The sequence below is a fragment of the Streptomyces seoulensis genome (genome assembly GCF_004328625.1).
Lineage (GTDB): Bacteria > Actinomycetota > Actinomycetes > Streptomycetales > Streptomycetaceae > Streptomyces > Streptomyces seoulensis.
In genome coordinates, this window is the sequence record NZ_CP032229.1 from 5,812,610 (window position 1) to 5,828,437 (window position 15,828).

At 71.6% G+C, this 15,828-nt stretch carries 14 protein-coding genes and 3 pseudogenes; 9 read left to right on the forward strand and 8 right to left on the reverse strand.

From position 1 onward, the window contains the following. The first annotated feature begins 54 nt into the window (after positions 1-54). Both D0Z67_RS26795 and D0Z67_RS26800 read left to right on the forward strand, forming a co-directional pair. Positions 55-1,029: an alpha/beta hydrolase gene (locus tag D0Z67_RS26795; RefSeq protein WP_031182233.1), complete on the forward strand. Its 975-nt coding sequence runs from the start codon at positions 55-57 to the stop codon at positions 1,027-1,029. A gap of 112 nt (positions 1,030-1,141) precedes the next feature. Next, positions 1,142-2,305 (forward strand): annotated as a pseudogene (locus tag D0Z67_RS26800) (succinic semialdehyde dehydrogenase); the annotation flags it as partial. Between the two features lie 62 nt (positions 2,306-2,367). Here the strand turns inward: D0Z67_RS26800 and D0Z67_RS26805 are convergent. After that, on the reverse strand, positions 2,368-3,612 hold the full coding sequence (locus D0Z67_RS26805) for an NADH:flavin oxidoreductase/NADH oxidase family protein (RefSeq protein WP_031182235.1): 1,245 nt from the start codon (positions 3,610-3,612) through the stop codon (positions 2,368-2,370). 96 nt (positions 3,613-3,708) lie between these two features. Here D0Z67_RS26805 and D0Z67_RS26810 point away from each other — a divergent pair, with 96 nt between their 5' ends. Together D0Z67_RS26810 and D0Z67_RS26815 are read left to right on the forward strand one after the other, a co-directional pair. Next, positions 3,709-4,293 carry a TetR/AcrR family transcriptional regulator gene (locus D0Z67_RS26810; protein WP_031182236.1) on the forward strand — a complete coding sequence of 195 codons (585 nt, stop codon included), beginning with the start codon at positions 3,709-3,711 and terminating at the stop codon, positions 4,291-4,293. A gap of 97 nt (positions 4,294-4,390) precedes the next feature. Continuing rightward, positions 4,391-5,350: an NAD(P)H-quinone oxidoreductase gene (locus tag D0Z67_RS26815; RefSeq protein ID WP_031182237.1), complete on the forward strand. Its 960-nt coding sequence runs from the start codon at positions 4,391-4,393 to the stop codon at positions 5,348-5,350. Positions 5,351-5,613: 263 nt separating this feature from the next. Here D0Z67_RS26815 and D0Z67_RS30620 read toward each other — a convergent pair. The 3 genes and pseudogenes from D0Z67_RS30620 to D0Z67_RS30625 all read right to left on the reverse strand — a co-directional run. Next, a pseudogene (locus D0Z67_RS30620) lies at positions 5,614-5,784 on the reverse strand (helix-turn-helix domain-containing protein); the annotation flags it as partial. Beyond that, a complete protein-coding gene (locus tag D0Z67_RS26825) occupies positions 5,781-6,959 on the reverse strand; it encodes a Cmx/CmrA family chloramphenicol efflux MFS transporter (RefSeq protein ID WP_031182238.1) in 1,179 nt (392 codons plus the stop codon). The pseudogene D0Z67_RS30620 and the gene D0Z67_RS26825, both read right to left, overlap by 4 nt. A gap of 473 nt (positions 6,960-7,432) precedes the next feature. Continuing rightward, positions 7,433-7,995, reverse strand: a pseudogene (locus D0Z67_RS30625) (IS110 family transposase); the annotation flags it as partial. Between the two features lie 148 nt (positions 7,996-8,143). Between D0Z67_RS30625 and D0Z67_RS26835 the strand changes: the two are divergent. The 3 genes from D0Z67_RS26835 to D0Z67_RS29800 all read left to right on the forward strand — a co-directional run bounded on the left by D0Z67_RS26835 (position 8,144) and on the right by D0Z67_RS29800 (position 10,646). Then, complete coding sequence (locus D0Z67_RS26835) at positions 8,144-9,691, forward strand: sulfite oxidase (protein WP_234312831.1); 1,548 nt, start codon at positions 8,144-8,146, stop codon at positions 9,689-9,691. Between the two features lie 80 nt (positions 9,692-9,771). Further along, positions 9,772-10,413, forward strand: coding sequence for a fasciclin domain-containing protein (locus D0Z67_RS26840; protein ID WP_131589718.1), 642 nt, complete (start codon positions 9,772-9,774; stop codon positions 10,411-10,413). An 80-nt stretch (positions 10,414-10,493) separates the two neighbouring features. Continuing rightward, positions 10,494-10,646, forward strand: coding sequence for a hypothetical protein (locus D0Z67_RS29800; protein ID WP_158713896.1), 153 nt, complete (start codon positions 10,494-10,496; stop codon positions 10,644-10,646). Here D0Z67_RS29800 and D0Z67_RS26845 read toward each other — a convergent pair. From D0Z67_RS26845 to D0Z67_RS26855, 3 genes are all read right to left on the reverse strand, one after another. After that, the gene (locus tag D0Z67_RS26845; RefSeq protein WP_031182241.1) at positions 10,637-11,365 is read right to left on the reverse strand and encodes an anti-sigma factor; all 729 of its coding nucleotides are present in this window, start codon (positions 11,363-11,365) and stop codon (positions 10,637-10,639) included. The two genes, D0Z67_RS29800 and D0Z67_RS26845, sit on opposite strands and share 10 nt — an antisense overlap. Next, on the reverse strand, positions 11,362-11,931 hold the full coding sequence (locus D0Z67_RS26850; protein ID WP_031182242.1) for a sigma-70 family RNA polymerase sigma factor: 570 nt from the start codon (positions 11,929-11,931) through the stop codon (positions 11,362-11,364). The genes D0Z67_RS26845 and D0Z67_RS26850 overlap by 4 nt, the downstream gene beginning before the upstream one ends. 112 nt (positions 11,932-12,043) lie before the next feature. Then, positions 12,044-12,454, reverse strand: coding sequence for an ATP-binding protein (locus tag D0Z67_RS26855; protein ID WP_037775413.1), 411 nt, complete (start codon positions 12,452-12,454; stop codon positions 12,044-12,046). A 172-nt stretch (positions 12,455-12,626) separates the two neighbouring features. On the opposite strand from D0Z67_RS26855, the gene D0Z67_RS26860 reads away from it, so the two are divergent. Further along, on the forward strand, positions 12,627-12,929 hold the full coding sequence (locus tag D0Z67_RS26860) for a hypothetical protein (RefSeq protein ID WP_031182244.1): 303 nt from the start codon (positions 12,627-12,629) through the stop codon (positions 12,927-12,929). A 286-nt stretch (positions 12,930-13,215) separates the two neighbouring features. Beyond that, on the forward strand, positions 13,216-13,533 hold the full coding sequence (locus D0Z67_RS26865; RefSeq protein WP_078873446.1) for an STAS domain-containing protein: 318 nt from the start codon (positions 13,216-13,218) through the stop codon (positions 13,531-13,533). Between the two features lie 44 nt (positions 13,534-13,577). Here the strand turns inward: D0Z67_RS26865 and D0Z67_RS26870 are convergent, their stop codons facing one another. After that, positions 13,578-15,629, reverse strand: coding sequence for an MMPL family transporter (locus D0Z67_RS26870; protein WP_051887863.1), 2,052 nt, complete (start codon positions 15,627-15,629; stop codon positions 13,578-13,580). Between the last annotated feature and the right edge of the window lie 199 nt (positions 15,630-15,828).

A 15,828-nucleotide genomic window follows, 5' to 3' on the forward strand; every position in this document is an offset into this window, starting at 1 on the left:
CCGTGCGACGGGGCACTCGTGTGCCCGGTCCAGGGAACAGACCGAGGAGTGGCCATGTCCGACATCCCGCCGCCCGTCACCCCGTATCTCGAACCCGCCGCCAAGGAGCTGACCGAGGCGACCGATCCGCATCCCCGGATCTACGAGGTCCCGCCGGAACAGGGCCGGGCCATCCTCGCGGACCTGCAGAGCGACACCAGCGTGCCCCGTCCCGATGTCGACGAGGAGTGGGTCGACGTGGACGCGGGGGAGTGGGGCACCGTCCGCACCCGCGTCATCCGCCCCAAGGGCGTCACCGGCCCGCTGCCGGTGCTGATCTACATCCACGGCGCCGGCTGGGTCTTCGGCGACGACAAGACCCACGACCGCCTCTTCCGCGAACTCACCGTCGGCGCGGGCGCGGTGGGCGTCTTCCCGGTCTACGACCGCGCGCCGGAGGCGAAGTACCCGACCCAGGTCGAGCAGAACTACGCCGTGGGCCAGTGGGTCCTCGAACACGGCGCCGAGCACGGCATGGACACCTCGACCATCGCCGTCACCGGTGAGTCCGTCGGCGGCTGCATGTCGGCGGTGTTCGCGCTGATGAACAAGGACCGGGGCGGCATCGACCTCAAGGCCCAGTGCCTGCTGTACCCGGTGGCCGACGCCGGCTTCGACACGCCGTCCTACGAGCAGTTCGCCGAGGGCTACTATCTCACCCGCGACGGCATGAAGTGGTTCTGGGACGCATACTCCGACCCGTCCCAGCGCTCCGAGAAGTACGCCGCCCCGCTCCAGGCGTCGCTGGAGGAGCTGAAGGGCCTGCCGCCCACGCTGGTCATCACCGACGAGGCGGACGTGCTGCGCGACGAGGGTGAGGAGTACGCCAACAAGCTCCGCGAGGCGGGTAACGACGTCACCTCGGTCCGGGTCGCGGGCATGGTCCACGACTTCCTGCTGCTGGACGGCCTGCGGGACACCCGGGCGGCCAACATCGCCCGGAAGATCGCCATCGACTTTCTCGGATCGGCGCTCCACCAGGACGACTGAGGCGGCCCGCGCGGCTATGTGTTGACGGTGCTTACATCGGTGGCCACTCTGATGTAATCACCGTCAACATGCGTTGCCAGGAGCCGCGTCATGCCCTCGTCCCAGCCCCAGCCGCCGGGGCGCGATCCCGCTGCTCACCCACACCACCGAGCTGCGTCACCCCAAGGGCGTCGTGTCCGTCATCTCGCCCTGGAACTACCCGCTGAGCATGGCCGCCGGCGACGCCGTCGCCGCGCTGATGGCCGGCAACGCGGTCGTCCAGAAGCCCGACACCCAGACCGCGCTCACCGCCCTGTGGTCGCTGGAGCTGATGCGCGAGGCCGGACTGCCCGCCGGTGTCTGGCAGATGGTGATCGGGCGGGGCAGTTCCATCGGGGGCGCGCTGATGGACAACGCCGACTACATGATGTTCACCGGCTCCACCGCCAGCGGCCGGAAGATCGCCCGGGACGCGGGGGAGCGGCTCATCGGCTCGTCCCTCGAACTCGGGGGCAAGAACGCCATGTTGGTGCTGGACGACGCCGACATCGAGAAGGCCGCCGAGGGCGCCGTCGCCGCCTGCTTCCCCTCGGCCGGCCAGCTCTGCGTCTCCGTGGGGCGTCTCTACGTGGCGGATTCGGTGCACGACCGATTCGTGGACGCGTTCGTCGCCCGCACCGAGCGGCTCGAGGTCGGCGGCGCGTACGACTTCAGCCGCGACGTCGGCAGCCTCACCACGCCGGCCCAGCTGAAGACCGTCACCGAGCACGTCGACGACGCCGTGGGCAAGGGGGCGAAGGTCCTCGCGGGCGGCAGGGCGCGCCCTGACCTGGGACCGCTGTTCTACGAGCCGACCATCCTCGCCGGTGTCACCCCGGACATGACGCTGTACGAGCACGAGACCTTCGGTCCCGTCGTGTCGGTCTACCCCGTCCACGACGACAGCGAGGCCGTCGCGCGGGCCAACGCCACGCCGTACGGCCTCAACGCGAGCGTCTGGTCCCGCAGTGCCTCGCGGGGCCGTGCCGTCGCCGCCCGGCTGCACGCGGGCACCGTCAACGTCAACGAGGCGTTCGCGGCCGCGTGGGGCAGCGTCGACGCGCCGATGGGCGGCATGGGCGACTCCGGCCTCGGCCGGCGGCACGGCGCCGAGGGCATCCTCAAGTACACCGAGGCCCAGAACGTCGCCCACCAGCGCGTGCAGGGGTTCACTCCACCAAGGAGTATTCCGCCGGAGACCTGGGCGGCGCTGCTGACCGGTGCGCTGAAGGTGCTGAAGGCGGTCGGCTCCCGCTGAACCGACGACAAGCCGGCGCGGCTCCCGTCGGAGCCGCGCCGCCTTGTGCTGTGCGGGCCGCGCTAGGCGGCGCGCCGCTCCGTGCTGAGCCAGGTGCGGTAGCGGCGCAGCGCCCGGCGCTGCTTGCGCTGCTCGGCGAGGAGGGCGAGCGCCGGGTGGGTGCCCGGCGTGGGGCGGCTGCCGCGCGCGATGCGGCGCATCTGGTGGCGGACCTGCGCCATGCTCGCGGCCGAGGCGAGCACCTTGTCCGACCAGGTCACCGGCCTGAGTTGCCGCTCGGCCTCGCCACCGGCGCGCCAGCGCTCCGGCAGGTCCGGGGTGACGGCGAGGGCGGTGCCCATGCCGATGACCGCCACCTCGCTGTCGAGGACGCGCTCGGCGGTCTCGCGCCGGGTGATGCCACCGGTCAGCATCAGCGGTACCGGGCTGGAGCCGACGAGGTCCTTGGCCAGGTCCAGGAAGTACGCCTCGCGGGCCTGGGTCCGCGCGTCGGCGGCCCGGCCGGACATCGCCGGGCTCTCGTAGCTGCCGCCGGACAGCTCGATGAGGTCGACCCCGAGCGGCGCGAGCATCTCGATCACCTGGCGCGCGTCGTCCGCGTCGAAGCCCCCGCGCTGGAAGTCGGCGGAGTTGAGCTTCACCGCGACCGCGAAGGAGGGCGACACGGCGGCCCGTACGGCGCGGACCACGTCCAGCAGCATCCGGGCCCGGTTCTCCAGTGAACCGCCCCACTGGTCGGTGCGTTTGTTGACCAGCGGGGAGAGGAACTGCGAGAGCAGATACCCGTGCGCCGCGTGCACCTCGACCCCGTCGAAGCCCGCCCGTTCGGCGCGCTGGGCGGTCACCGCGTACCGGGTGACCGTCTCCTCGATCTGCCGGGCGGTCATCGCGACCGGGCGGCCGAACCGGTTGCTGTGCTTGCCCAGTTCGACGCCGACCGCGGAGGGCCCCCAGACGACGCCGGGCATGTCGGAGCCGATCTGGCGGCCGGGGTGGTTGATCTGCATCCAGATCGCCCCGCCCCCCGACTTGCCGGCCTTCGCCCACTCGGTGAACGGCTCCAGCGGCGCGGCCTCGTCGAGGACGAGACCGGCCGGACCGGTCAGCGCCTCGGCGTGGACCATGACGTTGCCCGTGATCAGCAGTCCGGCGCCGCCCTGGGCCCAGCGCCGGTACAGCCCGAACAGCTCGGCCCCGGGCAACTGGCCGTCGGCGGCCATGTTCTCCTCCATGGCCGCCTTGGCGATCCGGTTGCGCAGTACCTGCCCGGAGCGCAGGGACAACGGCGAGAACAGTTCGCTGGTCATCCAGCTTTCCCCTCTCGATCTCCATCGCTTACGATGTGTACAGCGTTCACATTAAGCCAGGAATGTAAGCGCCGTAAACTTCAGGGAGTGTGACCTATGCCGCAAGCGAGCAGCTCGTACCATCACGGCGATCTGCGCGCGGCCTGCCTGCGTGCCGCGCGGGAGTTGCTGGAGGAGGACGGCAGTGCCGGGCTGTCGCTGCGCGCGGTGGCGCGGCGGGCGGGCGTGTCGGCCACGGCCCCTTACCGGCACTACGCGGACCGCGACGCGCTGGTCTCCGCGGTGGCGGCCGAGGGGTACCGCGAGCTCGCCGAGCACCTGGCCGCCGCCCACCCCGACCCCCGGACGCCGGACGAGCTCGCGTCGGTCGCCGTCGCGTACGTGCGGTTCGCGCTGGACCGGCCCGCGATGTTCCGGGTGATGTTCGCCGAGCCGTGCGACCCGGACAGCGAGGAGCGGGTCGCGGCGACCGCCGCCATCTCCGGATACGTCCGCGGGATCGTGCAGGGCGCCTTCCCCGGCGTCGACCCGGACGCGCTGGCGACCGCGGTGTGGGCGCTCGTCCACGGCCTGGCCTTCCTGCACCTGGACGGCAAGCTCCACTCCTCGACGCCGGAGGTGGTGGACGCCCAGGTCCGCGCGGCCGTACAGGCGCTGTTCAGCGTGGCGGCGACGCGGTAGGACGCGGGGTCATGTTGACAGTGCACACACTCACTCCCTAATGTGTGTGCTGTAAACATGCGGGCCTGGCAGTCCGCCGTCCCAGGATCGGAGCGTCATGAAGGCGGTGTCGATCAAGGAGCCCGGCGGTCCCGAGGTCCTGGAGTGGGTGGACGTCGAGGACCCGGTGCCCGCAGCCGGCGAGGTCGTCGTCGACGTCGTCGCGAGCGCCCTCAACCGCGCTGACGTCATGAAGCGTTACGGCCTCTACCCTCTCCAGCCCGGCACCTCGCCGTACCCCGGTTTCGAGGTCTCGGGCCGGATCGGCGCGCTCGGTGAGGGGGTTACCGGCTGGCAGGTCGGCGACGAGGTGTGCGCGCTGCTCACGGGCGGCGGTTACGCGCAGAAGGTCGCCGTCCCGGCCGGTCAACTGCTCCCCGTACCCGAGGGGATCGGCCTGGTCGAGGCGGCCGCGCTGCCCGAGGCGGTGGCGACCGTCTGGCCCGACATCGTCATGACCGCCCACCTCAAGAGGGGCGAGACCCTCCTCGTGCACGGTGGCGCGGGCGGTGTCGGCACCTTCGCCGTCCAGATCGCCAAGGCGCTGGGCGCCCGGGTCGTCACCACGGTCGGCGGCCTCGAAAAGGCCGTTCGCGCAAGGGAGTTGGGCGCAGACGTCACGATCGACCACCGCACCGAGGACTTCACCGAGCACGGCCCCTACGACGTGATCCTGGACGTCGTCGGCGGCAGCTATCTCGAACGCAACGTCCGCTCCCTCGCCCCCGACGGGCGCCTGGTGCTCATCGGCCTCCAGGACGGTCTGGAGGCCAACCTCAACCTGGCCGAACTGGTCTTCAAGCGCCTGTCCGTGCACGGCACGACCCTGCGCACGCGGTCCAAGGAGCAGAAGGCCGAGATCGTCGCCCAGGTGCGGGACGAGGTCTGGCCGATGATCGAGAGCGGTGCCGTGGGACTCGTCATCGACCAGCGCCTGCCCATGTCCCAGGCCGCCGAGGCCCACCGCCTGATGGAGGCCGGCGGCCACGTCGGCAAGATCCTGCTGGTCGACGAGTAGCGCGCCATGGGCGCCCTACGGCGGCATCGCCCGGCGGACGGCGGGTCGTGGGGGGCGCCCCGAGGCGGTTCGTCAAGGCCGGCGGACTGGTGCTGCGTCAGTCAACGTTCGCCCCGACACAGCTCCGGGGAACCGGTCTGACCCACCCGTTGCCGGAGTTGTCGGCGGTGGCTGCCAACCTGGCGCCGACGACTCCGCTCGCAGTGATCAACTGGGGTCTCGATGCCTGATGAACGATCCGGGTCCGTACTGTCCTCGATCAGGCGGTCCTGCAGTCCGGCTTCGCCGTGCGTGTCGTACCGGTTCTTCCACTTGGACAGGCAGGCGCGGGAGACACCGGCCTCAGCGCCGACGTCCGCGATCGGGCGGGTGCGGCAACGCTCCACGAGCCTTCGGCGTCCCTCGATGTTCCAGGGGGCGTTCGCATGCGTCATCGGAGCACCTCGGTGCCCCGGCCGGCTGTGATGGCTGTGAGGAGGGGGAACGCGATGAGCAGCGCCACGGCGACGAGGAGTCCGCTCGCCCAGAGCGGCCCGAGGGCCCCGGCTTCGGTGCTGAGGGTGGCGGCGGCGATGACGGGGCCGATGGCAGCGCCCACGTTGAGTGCCGCAGTCGCGTACGAGCCTGCCATGGTGGGGGCTGCCACGGCCTCGTAGAGGACCCGCGTGATCAACGTGCTGCCCAGCGCGAACGACAGCGCACCCTGAACGAACACGAGGATGAACAGGGTGACCGGCTCGTCGGCCAGCACCGCCAGGGCCGGCCAGCCGATGAGCAGCAACGGACCGCCAACCGCGATGACCGGACCGGGACGCCGGTCGGCGAGCCGTCCGGCGACGGTGACGCCGACGAAGGAACCAGCGCCGAACAGCACCAGCGCGACAGGGATCCACAACTCGTCCAGCCCGGCGCTGTCGGTCACCACGGGTGCGAGGAAGGTGAGGCTTCCGAACGTTGCCGCGTTCACCAGCGCACCGAGCAGCATGACCAGGATCAATGGCGGCCTGGTGAGCTGGGCAAGTTCCGCTCGCAAGACCGGCCTGCCGGTCGCCTCGCCCTCATCGGGTCCTGCCGGGATCCCCTTCAGGATGCCGAGCGCTGCGGGCAGGCAGAGAGCGGCTACGGCCCAGAACGTGGCCCGCCAGCCGAGCAGCGTGCCGAGCACCGCCCCTCCGGGGACACCGGCGATCGTGGCCACCGTGGTGCCCGACAGCAGTACGGCCAGCGCGCGTCCCTTCTTGTCAGGCGGGACCAGCGTGGCCGCAGCCGTCAGAGCGACGGCGAGAAATCCTGCGTTTGCGAGCGCGGCGACGACTCGAGTGGCGAACAGGAGGGGGAAGCTCGTGGTGACGGCGCCCACGGCGTGGGCTGCCGCGAAGACGAGCACGAACCCGAGAAGGCCGACGCGCCTGGGCCAATTGCGGGTAAGCGCGGCCACAAGAGGGGCGCCGACGACCATGCCGATCGCGAACGCCGAGGTGAGGAAGCCCGCCGTCCCGACCGTAACGTAAAGATCTGAGGCGATGTCCGGCAAGAGGCCGGCGAGCATGAACTCCGAGGTCCCCATGGCGAAGACCGCCATGGCAAGCAGATACAGGGGAAGAGGCATCGAGTCGCTCCGAGGTGAGAGAAGCACGAGAAGGTCATCTCGTCACCGCGGCCAGCCCCATGCGCTCACTCGTCACACCGCGAGAGCGGCGCGACGACATGGCTACGAGCTCAGTGGTTCAGGGGGCTGACGGCGTGACCGAAAGCCCCCACCGTGTCTGACTCAGGACTCGACATGGTCGGCACGCTACCCGACCGATGCCCGTCGAAGCATCCTGGTTTCCCGGGCATCGGCCTGTGTCACCAACGTCATGTCCCGCAACAACTAGGTTGCTGGTGGTGTCGGCTGGAGAGGGGGATGCGGTGGGAGTGTGATGATGTTCGGCTACCACCTCGCTCTCCAGGTTCACGATGCCGATGAGAAGTTCCCGTTCCGTCGTGGAAGCGGAGGATTTGCCGCTTGGCTCAGCAGGGCGGTTTGGGGTTCGAAAGGGTTGTGGCGCTTGCCCTGGGCGATCTTCCTGTCGTAGTAGGCGCGGTGGCTTCGGCGCCGGGGAGCAGCACTGTCTGCTCAGCCAGCGGGGTAACTGTGTTCTCGACCGGGCGCTCGGCCATCTGCGGTGCCTTGGGCCGCAGCAGCGTGACCAGCCGGCGGCGGCCTGCCTTGCGGATCTGTGCCGGTGACTCGAACCGCTCCAGCTGGGCCAGGACATCCGTCTTCGAGGTCGACCAAGCGCGGGGTGTGAGGCATCGCGCGGCCTGCGTCGGCGATGATGAAGGCGTCTCGCGTCCGTCTTGGCCTCGCCTGGGCAGAGGTGGGCGACCCGTCCCATCGTCAGGCCCAACAGATGGGCGACGGGGCAGCCCAACTCCCGGGCGACGGCGGGCGGCAGGGCTCCGGTCGAAGCCGGCTGGTCGATCACGACCAGGACCGTTCTGTGCCTGGTCCTGCGTATCGCGAACAGCTCGTGGAGCTTGGGCTCGGTATCGGGCAGGCGCCCGTCGAACGCCTTCTCCCTCGCCGGGGTGACGGCGGTGGCGTGGTGTCAATCGTTGCCGACGTCCAGGTCGAGATGGGAGGGGCGAGCGGTGCTCAACCAGGTGATCCGTCGCCGAACAGCCGCCGGATTGGTGTGAGATGCGTCTTCCTCCGATCTGAGGAAGTCACCAATCCGGGTCCCCACCCGGCCCCGGATTCCCCCCGTGAGCGAGGAACAGAGCGACCCAAGGACATCACCGGGGCCGGTGCGGACGGTGCTGGGTGCGCTGAGCGGTCTGCTGGCCGGGTTCGCCGCGCTGGCGGTGGCCGAGCTGGTGGCGGCGGGGGTGCGGCCGCAGGCCAGCCCGGTCGTCGTGGTCGGCGGGGCCTCCATCGACCAGACCCCGGCGGCGGTCAAGGACTGGGCGATCCGTCACTTCGGCACCGACGACAAGCTGGTGCTCCAGCTCGGCATCCTCGTCGTGCTCGCACTCCTCGCCCTGGGCCTGGGCGCGCTGGCGGTTCGCCGCCGGGTCCTCGGTGCGGCCGGTGTCCTGCTGTTCGGCGCCATCGGCGCGACGGCCGCTTTCACCCGCCCCGACTCGCGGGGCTTCACGGACGCGTTGCCGTCGCTCGTCGGGGCCGTCGCCGGTGCGCTCCTCCTGTACTTCCTGGCCGGACGCCTCATCACCCCCGTACCGGCCGCCGGCAGCGAGCCCGGCACCTGGGACCGCCGGGGCTTCGTCATCGCGGCCACCTCCGCCGCCGCGGCGTCCGCCGTCGCGGGCGGGGTCGGCCGGACGCTGAGCGGCAACCGGGCGGGAGACGCCGTCGCCTCCCGCAAGCGGGTCGTCCTGCCCAGCCCCGGCTCGCCCGCGCGGCCGACACCGAAGCGAGCCGCCCTGCGGGTCGACGGCGTCAGCTCCTACGTCACGCCCAACAAGAACTTCTACCGCGTCGACACCGCCCTGGTGGTCCCCAAGGTGGACGCCACCGCCTGGCAACTCCGCGTCCACGGCAAGGGCGTGCGCCGCCCGGCCACCTTCACCTTCGACGACCTGCTGCGCCGGCGACTGATCGAGCGCACCATCACCCTGACCTGCGTGTCCAACGAGGTCGGCGGCCCCTACGTCGGCAACGCCCGCTGGACCGGCGTCCGTCTGGCCGACCTGCTCGCCGAATGCGGGGTCAAAGCTCCGTCCAAGGGCGGGCCGGCCGACCAGCTGGTGGCCCGCTCGGTGGACGGCATGACCATCGGCACCCCCGTCGAGGACATCATGGACGGCCGCGACGCCATGCTCGTCGTCGGCATGAACGGCGAACCGCTGCCCTTCGAGCACGGCTTCCCGGTCCGCATGCTCGTCCCCGGCCTCTACGGCTACGTCTCCGCCTGCAAGTGGATCCAGGACATCGAACTCACCACGTTCGACTCCTACGACCCGTACTGGGTGAAGCGCGGCTGGGCCAGGAAGGCACCGATCAAGACCCAGTCCCGGATCGACACGCCCAAGCCGTTCGCCCGGCCCAAGTCCGGGACCGTGATGGTGGCCGGGGTCGCCTGGGCCCAGCACCGGGGCATCGACAAGGTCGAGGTCCGGGTGGACGACGGCCCCTGGCAGGAGGCCCACCTCGCCGCCGAGGACACCCGTGACACCTGGCGCCAGTGGTCCTACCCCTGGCAGGCGACCAAGGGCTCCCACACCCTCACCGTGCGCGCCACCGACCGCACCGGAAGCGTGCAGACGGAGAAGCGCGCGCGGACCATCCCCGACGGCGCCAGTGGCTGGCACTCCGTCGTCGTGACCGCGGAGTGAGCCCGGACCGGCTCCCCGCCCCCTGACCAATTCCCCTCACCCCGCAGCCCGTTGCTGCCTTTCCTCACAGGAGAAAACCAATGAACGCTCGCATCCGCCGCACCACCGGTCTCCTCTCGGCCGCCGTCATGCTGCCCCTGGCGCTCAGCGCCTGCTCCGGCAGCGACAGCGACTCGGCGAAGTCCGACTCCAAGGCGTCGGCGTCCGCGTCGGCCCCGGAGAGCAGCGCGGGCATGAGCAGCATGGACCAGCCGTTCGGCCCGGCGTGTTCCTCGGTGCCGAAGAACGGCGCGGGTTCCTTCGACGGCATGTCCAAGGACCCGGTGGCCACCGCCGCCTCCAACAACCCGGCCCTGTCCACGCTGGTCGCGGCCGTGAAGAAGGCCGGTCTGGTCGACACGCTCAACAACGCCCAGAACATCACGGTGTTCGCGCCGACCAACGACGCCTTCAACAAGATCCCGAAGGCCACCCTGGACAAGGTCCTCGCCGACAAGGCCCAGCTCACCAAGATCCTGACCTACCACGTCGTCGGCAAGAAGCTGGCGCCGAAGGACCTGGAGAACGGCTCCTTCGACACCCTGGAGAAGTCGAAGGTCATGACGTCGGGCATGGGCGAGTCGTACACCGTGAACGACTCCTCGAAGGTCGTCTGCGGCAACGTCAAAACCTCCAACGCCAACGTGTACATCGTCGACACCGTCCTGATGCCCAAGAGCTGAACCGGACGGACCATGCTCCCGCCCAGGCCGCCGACGGCCTGGGCGGGTCTCCGCCGTACCGAGTCCGACAGGGGGCCCTATTGACCACGACCGATGAGAACGGCCCGGGGAGCGCGCGCGACGACGTACTGCGCCGGATCGCCGTGACCCGCCAAGTCCGCGCCGGACGCGGCCTGTTCGGCAGGCTCTCGCAGTGCCGTACCGCCCGGCACGACAGCGTGCCTCAGAACTGAACCACCGCCAGCGGAACGGCCGTCGGCTGCTTCGACCCTCCCGCAGGCTCCACCGTGATCCCGACGGCCGTCGCCCGGCCCAGGGAGCCCAGCAGCACCCGGCCCTGCCGGCCGCCCTCGCCGGAGAGCAGGCCGCCGGAGCGGAACGTGGTGCCGTTGTCGGCGTACCAGAGCTGGTAGACCTTCCCCTCGCCGAGTGCGGGCAGCCCGGAGGCGACGAAGGCCGCCTTCTGTTCCTGCCGGGACATGACCACGCTCGCCCGGCCGCCGTTGCTCAGCTCGCCGGTACGGACGGTGGCGTCCGGGGCGGTGACCACGTCGGCGAGCGAGGCGGTGCGCCGCTCCTGCTGCTGCGCCGTACGCCGGGCGTCCCGCGCCTCCTCGTGCTGCCACCAGGCGACCGAGCCGCCCGCGACGGCGGCCGCGAGACAGGCGGCGAGCGCCCAGGGCAGCAGCCGCTGGGCCCGGCCCGGCCGGCCGGGCGGTGTCTCCTGCCGGATGTCCCGGATGCCGGCCAGCACGCGGGCGCGCGCCGCGTCATCCGGGGGCAGCGAGCCGGCCTCGGCGAGCCCGACGACTGCCTCCATGAGCTGGGCGGCCTCTTCCCGGCAGGCCGCGCAGGCCGCGAGGTGGTTCTCGAATGCGGCGCGTTCGTCCGGGGGCAGGGCGTCGAGCACGTACGCGCCGACCGCCTCGTGATCGTTGGGAGCCGTGTTCATCCGCCGGCCTCCAGACACTCCCGCAGCCGGTGCAGTCCGGTGCGCATCCGCGTCTTCACCGTGCCGGGCGGCTTGCTCAGGGCGTGGGCGACCTCGTCGTACGTCAGGCCCTCGTAGTACGCCAGCACCAGCGGCACCCGCAGGTCGCGGCCGAGCGCGGCCAGGCAGCGGTAGAGCCTGCGCCGCTCGTCGCGGTCCTGCACCAGCTCGGCCACCATGTCGAACGGGCGCTCGCTGCTGCCCTCGGCCACCCGGCGGTCCCGGTCGGACGCCGCCTGCGCCGAGCGGACCCGGTCGACCGCGCGGTGGTGCGCCAGGGCGAACACCCAGGCCTTGGCCGAGGCGCGCTCGGGACGGAAACGGGCCGCCGTACGCCACACCTCCAGCATCACCTCCTGCGCGACCTCCTCCGCCTGCGAGGCGTCGCGCACCACGCGCAGGGCCAGGCCGCGCACGGAGCCGGACAGGCTGTCGTACAGCAGGGTGAACGCCTCCTCGCTGCCGCGCGCGGTCGCCGTCAGCCAGCCGTCGAGCCGGCGGTCGTCGGCGGACCTGTCCCTGGGCATCCGCGTGATTCCTCCCGTCGCCCTCGTGGTCCTTCCTGCCCAGCCTGGGTGCGCGGTGCCGTCCTCGCGCCCGCTGGACGCCCGCCTGCCGGGAAGTCCGTCCGTTCGGGTGCTATCCGTCCGGGGGGTCGAGTACGGCCCAGACGGTGTGCCCGTCCCCGGTCGGCTCGTCGCCCCAGCGGCTGGCCAGGGCGTCGACCAGGAACAGTCCGCGGCCGGACTCCTCCAGCGTGAAGGACGGGTGCCGCCAACGGGCCCGGACCAGGGTGGTGTCGAAGCTCGCTCCGGCGTCGGCCACCTCGATGCGCAGCGCCCGGTCGGGGGACCGCCGCAGCGCGCACGCGACCCGGACGGGCGGTCTGCCGTGCCGGAGGGCGTTGGACAGCAGTTCGCTGACCACCACCGAGGCGTCGTTCGCGAACTCCTCCGCCTGCCAGCGCGCCAGGTGGGCGCACAGGTCGTCGCGCACCGCGCCGGCGGGTTCGGCGGAGTCGTAGCTGAGACGGGAGGAATCGCGCTTCATGACGAACACCTTCAGGGTTCTTTCGGGTAATTCGTCACTGAATGGGCCTTGGATGGGCGTTCGCCGGATGTCATGGGCGACGCGAGAAATATCCCTGATGGTGCAAACCGTGACACCCGCCGCTCCGAATCACTGACATGGATGCTTCGAGACCTGAGAGGAGGTGTACGCAATGCGCGCACTCAGTGTGAAGAGGGCCGCCGTCCTCGCGGCGGCCGGAGCGATGCTGGCGGGCGGTGCCGCCATCGGAACGGCAGGCACCGCGTCGGCGTCCGTACCCACGTCGGCGCCGGCCTCCCACAGCCAGCACCACGGCGACCGGGGGTCGGGCCACCACGGCTACGACAACCGTCACCATGACCGCTACGGCCATGGCGGCTATGGCGGCTATGGCAACTCGCATCACCGTTGGCACAACCACTGGCACGACGGGTGGTGGGGCAACGGCTGCTGGCACTCGGGTTACTGGTACTGATCCGGGGACCGGAGCGACCGGTGGGGCCGGCCCATGAGCGGGGGCCGGCCCCACCGCCGCCGTCGGGCGCGTGACGGCGTCTGGCGTCCATGGTTGTCGTCGTGCAACGATGGCGTGTGACATGAGCTTTCCGGCACGTACCCCGAAGAGGGGGCCGGTTTCCGGGCTCCGAGCCGCATCCCGCCCTGGGATGGGCCGGGAGCCTGCCGTCCTCGGTCGGCCCCTGGTCTGTGAGCGGGGCCGCGGAGGCTACGGGCTCTTCTACCCCCGAAGGGGGTGCATGCCCGTGAAGACGAGCACAGTGATCCTCGGCGACCGGGCGGCGATCAGGCCGCACGGCGATATCGACCACGACGAACTCCCCAGCCTGAGAGCCGCGTCCGACACCCTGCCCGGCGATGTGCTGTTCCTGACCTGGGACTTCGAGGATGTTCCCTTCCTCGGCGTGGCCGGCCTGCATCTTCTGAGCGAACAGCGGGTGATCGCCGGACACCAGGGGCGGACTCTCACGGTCCGCGGACTGCGGACCCAGCACCGGCGGCTGATCAGCGTGGCCGCCGAGATATACCCCGCCATGGGCTGGGACGCGTTACTGGCCTGCTAGAGCGCTCTGCCGGCGCAGGACCGGTGACCGGGTGGCCGCGATGATCAGACCGAGGCCATCTCCGGCCGCGACCGCTGCTCGCCCACGCCGACCGGACGCGGGTCCGGCGGCGGCTTCGTCGGCCACCACAGCCAGGGCCCCATGTCGAGGGTGAAGGCCGGGACGAGGAACGGGCGGACGAACAGGGTGTCGAGCAGCACGCCCACCGCGACGATGACGCCGATCTGCGCGAGATAGCGCAGCGGCATGACGGTCAGGGTGGCGAAGGTGACCGCGAGCACGACACCCGCCGAGCTGATGGCGTTGCCGGTGGCCCGCAAACCCCGCAGCGTGCCGACCCGTTGGCCCGCGAGCAGGGACTCACGGCGGACACGGTGCATCAGGAAGATGTTGTAGTCCACCCCGAGTGCGATCAGGAACACGAACGAGAACAGCACCAGGGACGGCTCCGTCGCGGCCGAACCGAAGGCGAGGTCGAAGATCACCGCCGAAATGCCCAGCGCGGCAAGGAAGTTGGCCACGGCCACCGCGGCGAGCACGACCGGCAGCGCCAGGCTCCGCAACAGCCCCAGCAGGAGCAGCAGCACGATCACCAGGACGGCGGGCAGCACACGGGTACGGTCCTGCTCGGCCGCCCGCTGCACGTCGTACACCTGTGCCGGATAGCCCCCGACCCGGGCCCGGCCGTCCATCGCCGCGCGGAGGCGGGCGATCGTCTCCTGGGCGCGCCCGCTGTCCGGGGCGCTGTCGAGGGTGGCGGCGATCGTCGTACGCGGCCGGGTCGCGAGGATCTCGGTGCCGGCGACCCCCGGTGTCCCGTCCACCCGACGGCGCACCTGCGCGGCGCCCTCGGAGCCGGTCACCACGATCGCCGGGCTGCCGGTGCCAGCCGGGAAGTGCGCCGCCAAGGCCGACTGGGCGCGTACCGAGGGTGCTCCCGCCGTGAGCGCCTCGCCCAGCGGAAGACCGCCCGGCGCCAGCAGTACGGCGAGGGCTGCGCACCCCGCGAGCAGCGCGCAGCCACCCGTCCACACCGGACGCGCGTGCCGCTCCACCACCGCCGAGACCAGGGACCAGCCCCGCCCGCCGGACCGGCCGGAGTGCGGACCCCGGGGCCAGAACATCGCGCGCGGGGCGAGGAGCACGGCGGCCGGGACGAAGGTCAGCGCGGCCGGTACGCAGCACGCCATGGCCACGGCTCCGGCGAGCGCCAGCGAGTGGTTGGCGGGCAGGGCGCTGAGCAGCAGGGCGACCATGGCGCAGGCCACCGTCGCCGCGCTCGCCGCGATGGGCGCCCAACTCGCCCGCCAGGCGGTCCACATGGCGGCCGGTGCCGACAGCTGCGGGGCGTGCTCGTGGTAGCGCGCCAGCAGGAGCAGGCCGTAGTCCGTGGTCGCGCCGATGACCAGGACCGAGAGGATGCCCTGCACCTGCCCGTCGACCGTCACCAGCCCCCGGCTCCGCAGCGCGTACAGCACCGCGCTGCACAGGGTCAGCGCGACGACCCCGGACGCGGCCACCACGAGGGGCAGCAGGACGCTGCGGTGGACGAGGAACAGGATGGCGGCGACGGCGGCCAGCGCGATGACCAGCAGCTTGCCGTCGATGCCGTCGAACGAGGTCTCCAGGTCGGCCTGTCCTGCCGCCGGACCTGCCAGCCGGGCCGTGCTGTCCGGCAGTGACCCGGCGATCGTCCGGACGCGCTCCAGGGAGGGGCCGAGCCGTCCTTCGTCGGTGTCGGCGAGGGTGACGACCGAGACGAGGGAGCGGCCGTCGGCCGAGGCGGTCACGGCGCCGGGGGTCCCGACGGAACGCGGCAGCCTGCCCAGAACCCGCCGCGCGGACCCCGCGTCCAGCCGCGCGGCAGAGGTGGCGTCCCACACGATCACGACCGGCGGTCCTGATGCCGGCCCACCGGCCTCCCGCGCCACCCGGCTCGACTCCGCCGACGCGGGCAGGGTCATCGCCGGCCTGCGCGCGGCCTCGGACGCCAGCCGGCCGGGGAAGGCGGCCGTGCACACCGCCACCACCAGCCACGCGACCACGACGAACACCGGGAACCGCGCCACCACGAACTGCCGGCGGAACAGACGCACTACCTCACCTCACGCGTGGGGACGGTTCCGGCGTCCGCGCTCCGACACGGCACCGTCCGCATCCATGGATGCTCGACTCGTACGCGGGTGATCCGGCGCCGCCACCCCGTGGGGATCGGTCGAAGGGCCCCGATTACCTCCATCGGCGGAGCGCGCGTGCTCGTCGCGGTGCGACCATGAGCTCTCGGCCCCGGACCGC

Coding starts and splice junctions, on each gene's coding strand:
- D0Z67_RS26815 (WP_031182237.1), top strand. CDS start 4,391: ATGAAGGCGGTGTCGATCAAGGAGCCCGGCGGTCCCGAGGTCCTGGAG.
- D0Z67_RS26855 (WP_037775413.1), bottom strand. CDS start 12,454: ATGAAGCGCGATTCCTCCCGTCTCAGCTACGACTCCGCCGAACCCGCC.
- D0Z67_RS26850 (WP_031182242.1), bottom strand. CDS start 11,931: ATGCCCAGGGACAGGTCCGCCGACGACCGCCGGCTCGACGGCTGGCTG.
- D0Z67_RS26795 (WP_031182233.1), top strand. CDS start 55: ATGTCCGACATCCCGCCGCCCGTCACCCCGTATCTCGAACCCGCCGCC.
- D0Z67_RS26805 (WP_031182235.1), bottom strand. CDS start 3,612: ATGACCAGCGAACTGTTCTCGCCGTTGTCCCTGCGCTCCGGGCAGGTA.
- D0Z67_RS26840 (WP_131589718.1), top strand. CDS start 9,772: ATGAACGCTCGCATCCGCCGCACCACCGGTCTCCTCTCGGCCGCCGTC.
- D0Z67_RS26860 (WP_031182244.1), top strand. CDS start 12,627: ATGCGCGCACTCAGTGTGAAGAGGGCCGCCGTCCTCGCGGCGGCCGGA.
- D0Z67_RS26825 (WP_031182238.1), bottom strand. CDS start 6,959: ATGCCTCTTCCCCTGTATCTGCTTGCCATGGCGGTCTTCGCCATGGGG.
- D0Z67_RS26810 (WP_031182236.1), top strand. CDS start 3,709: ATGCCGCAAGCGAGCAGCTCGTACCATCACGGCGATCTGCGCGCGGCC.
- D0Z67_RS26845 (WP_031182241.1), bottom strand. CDS start 11,365: ATGAACACGGCTCCCAACGATCACGAGGCGGTCGGCGCGTACGTGCTC.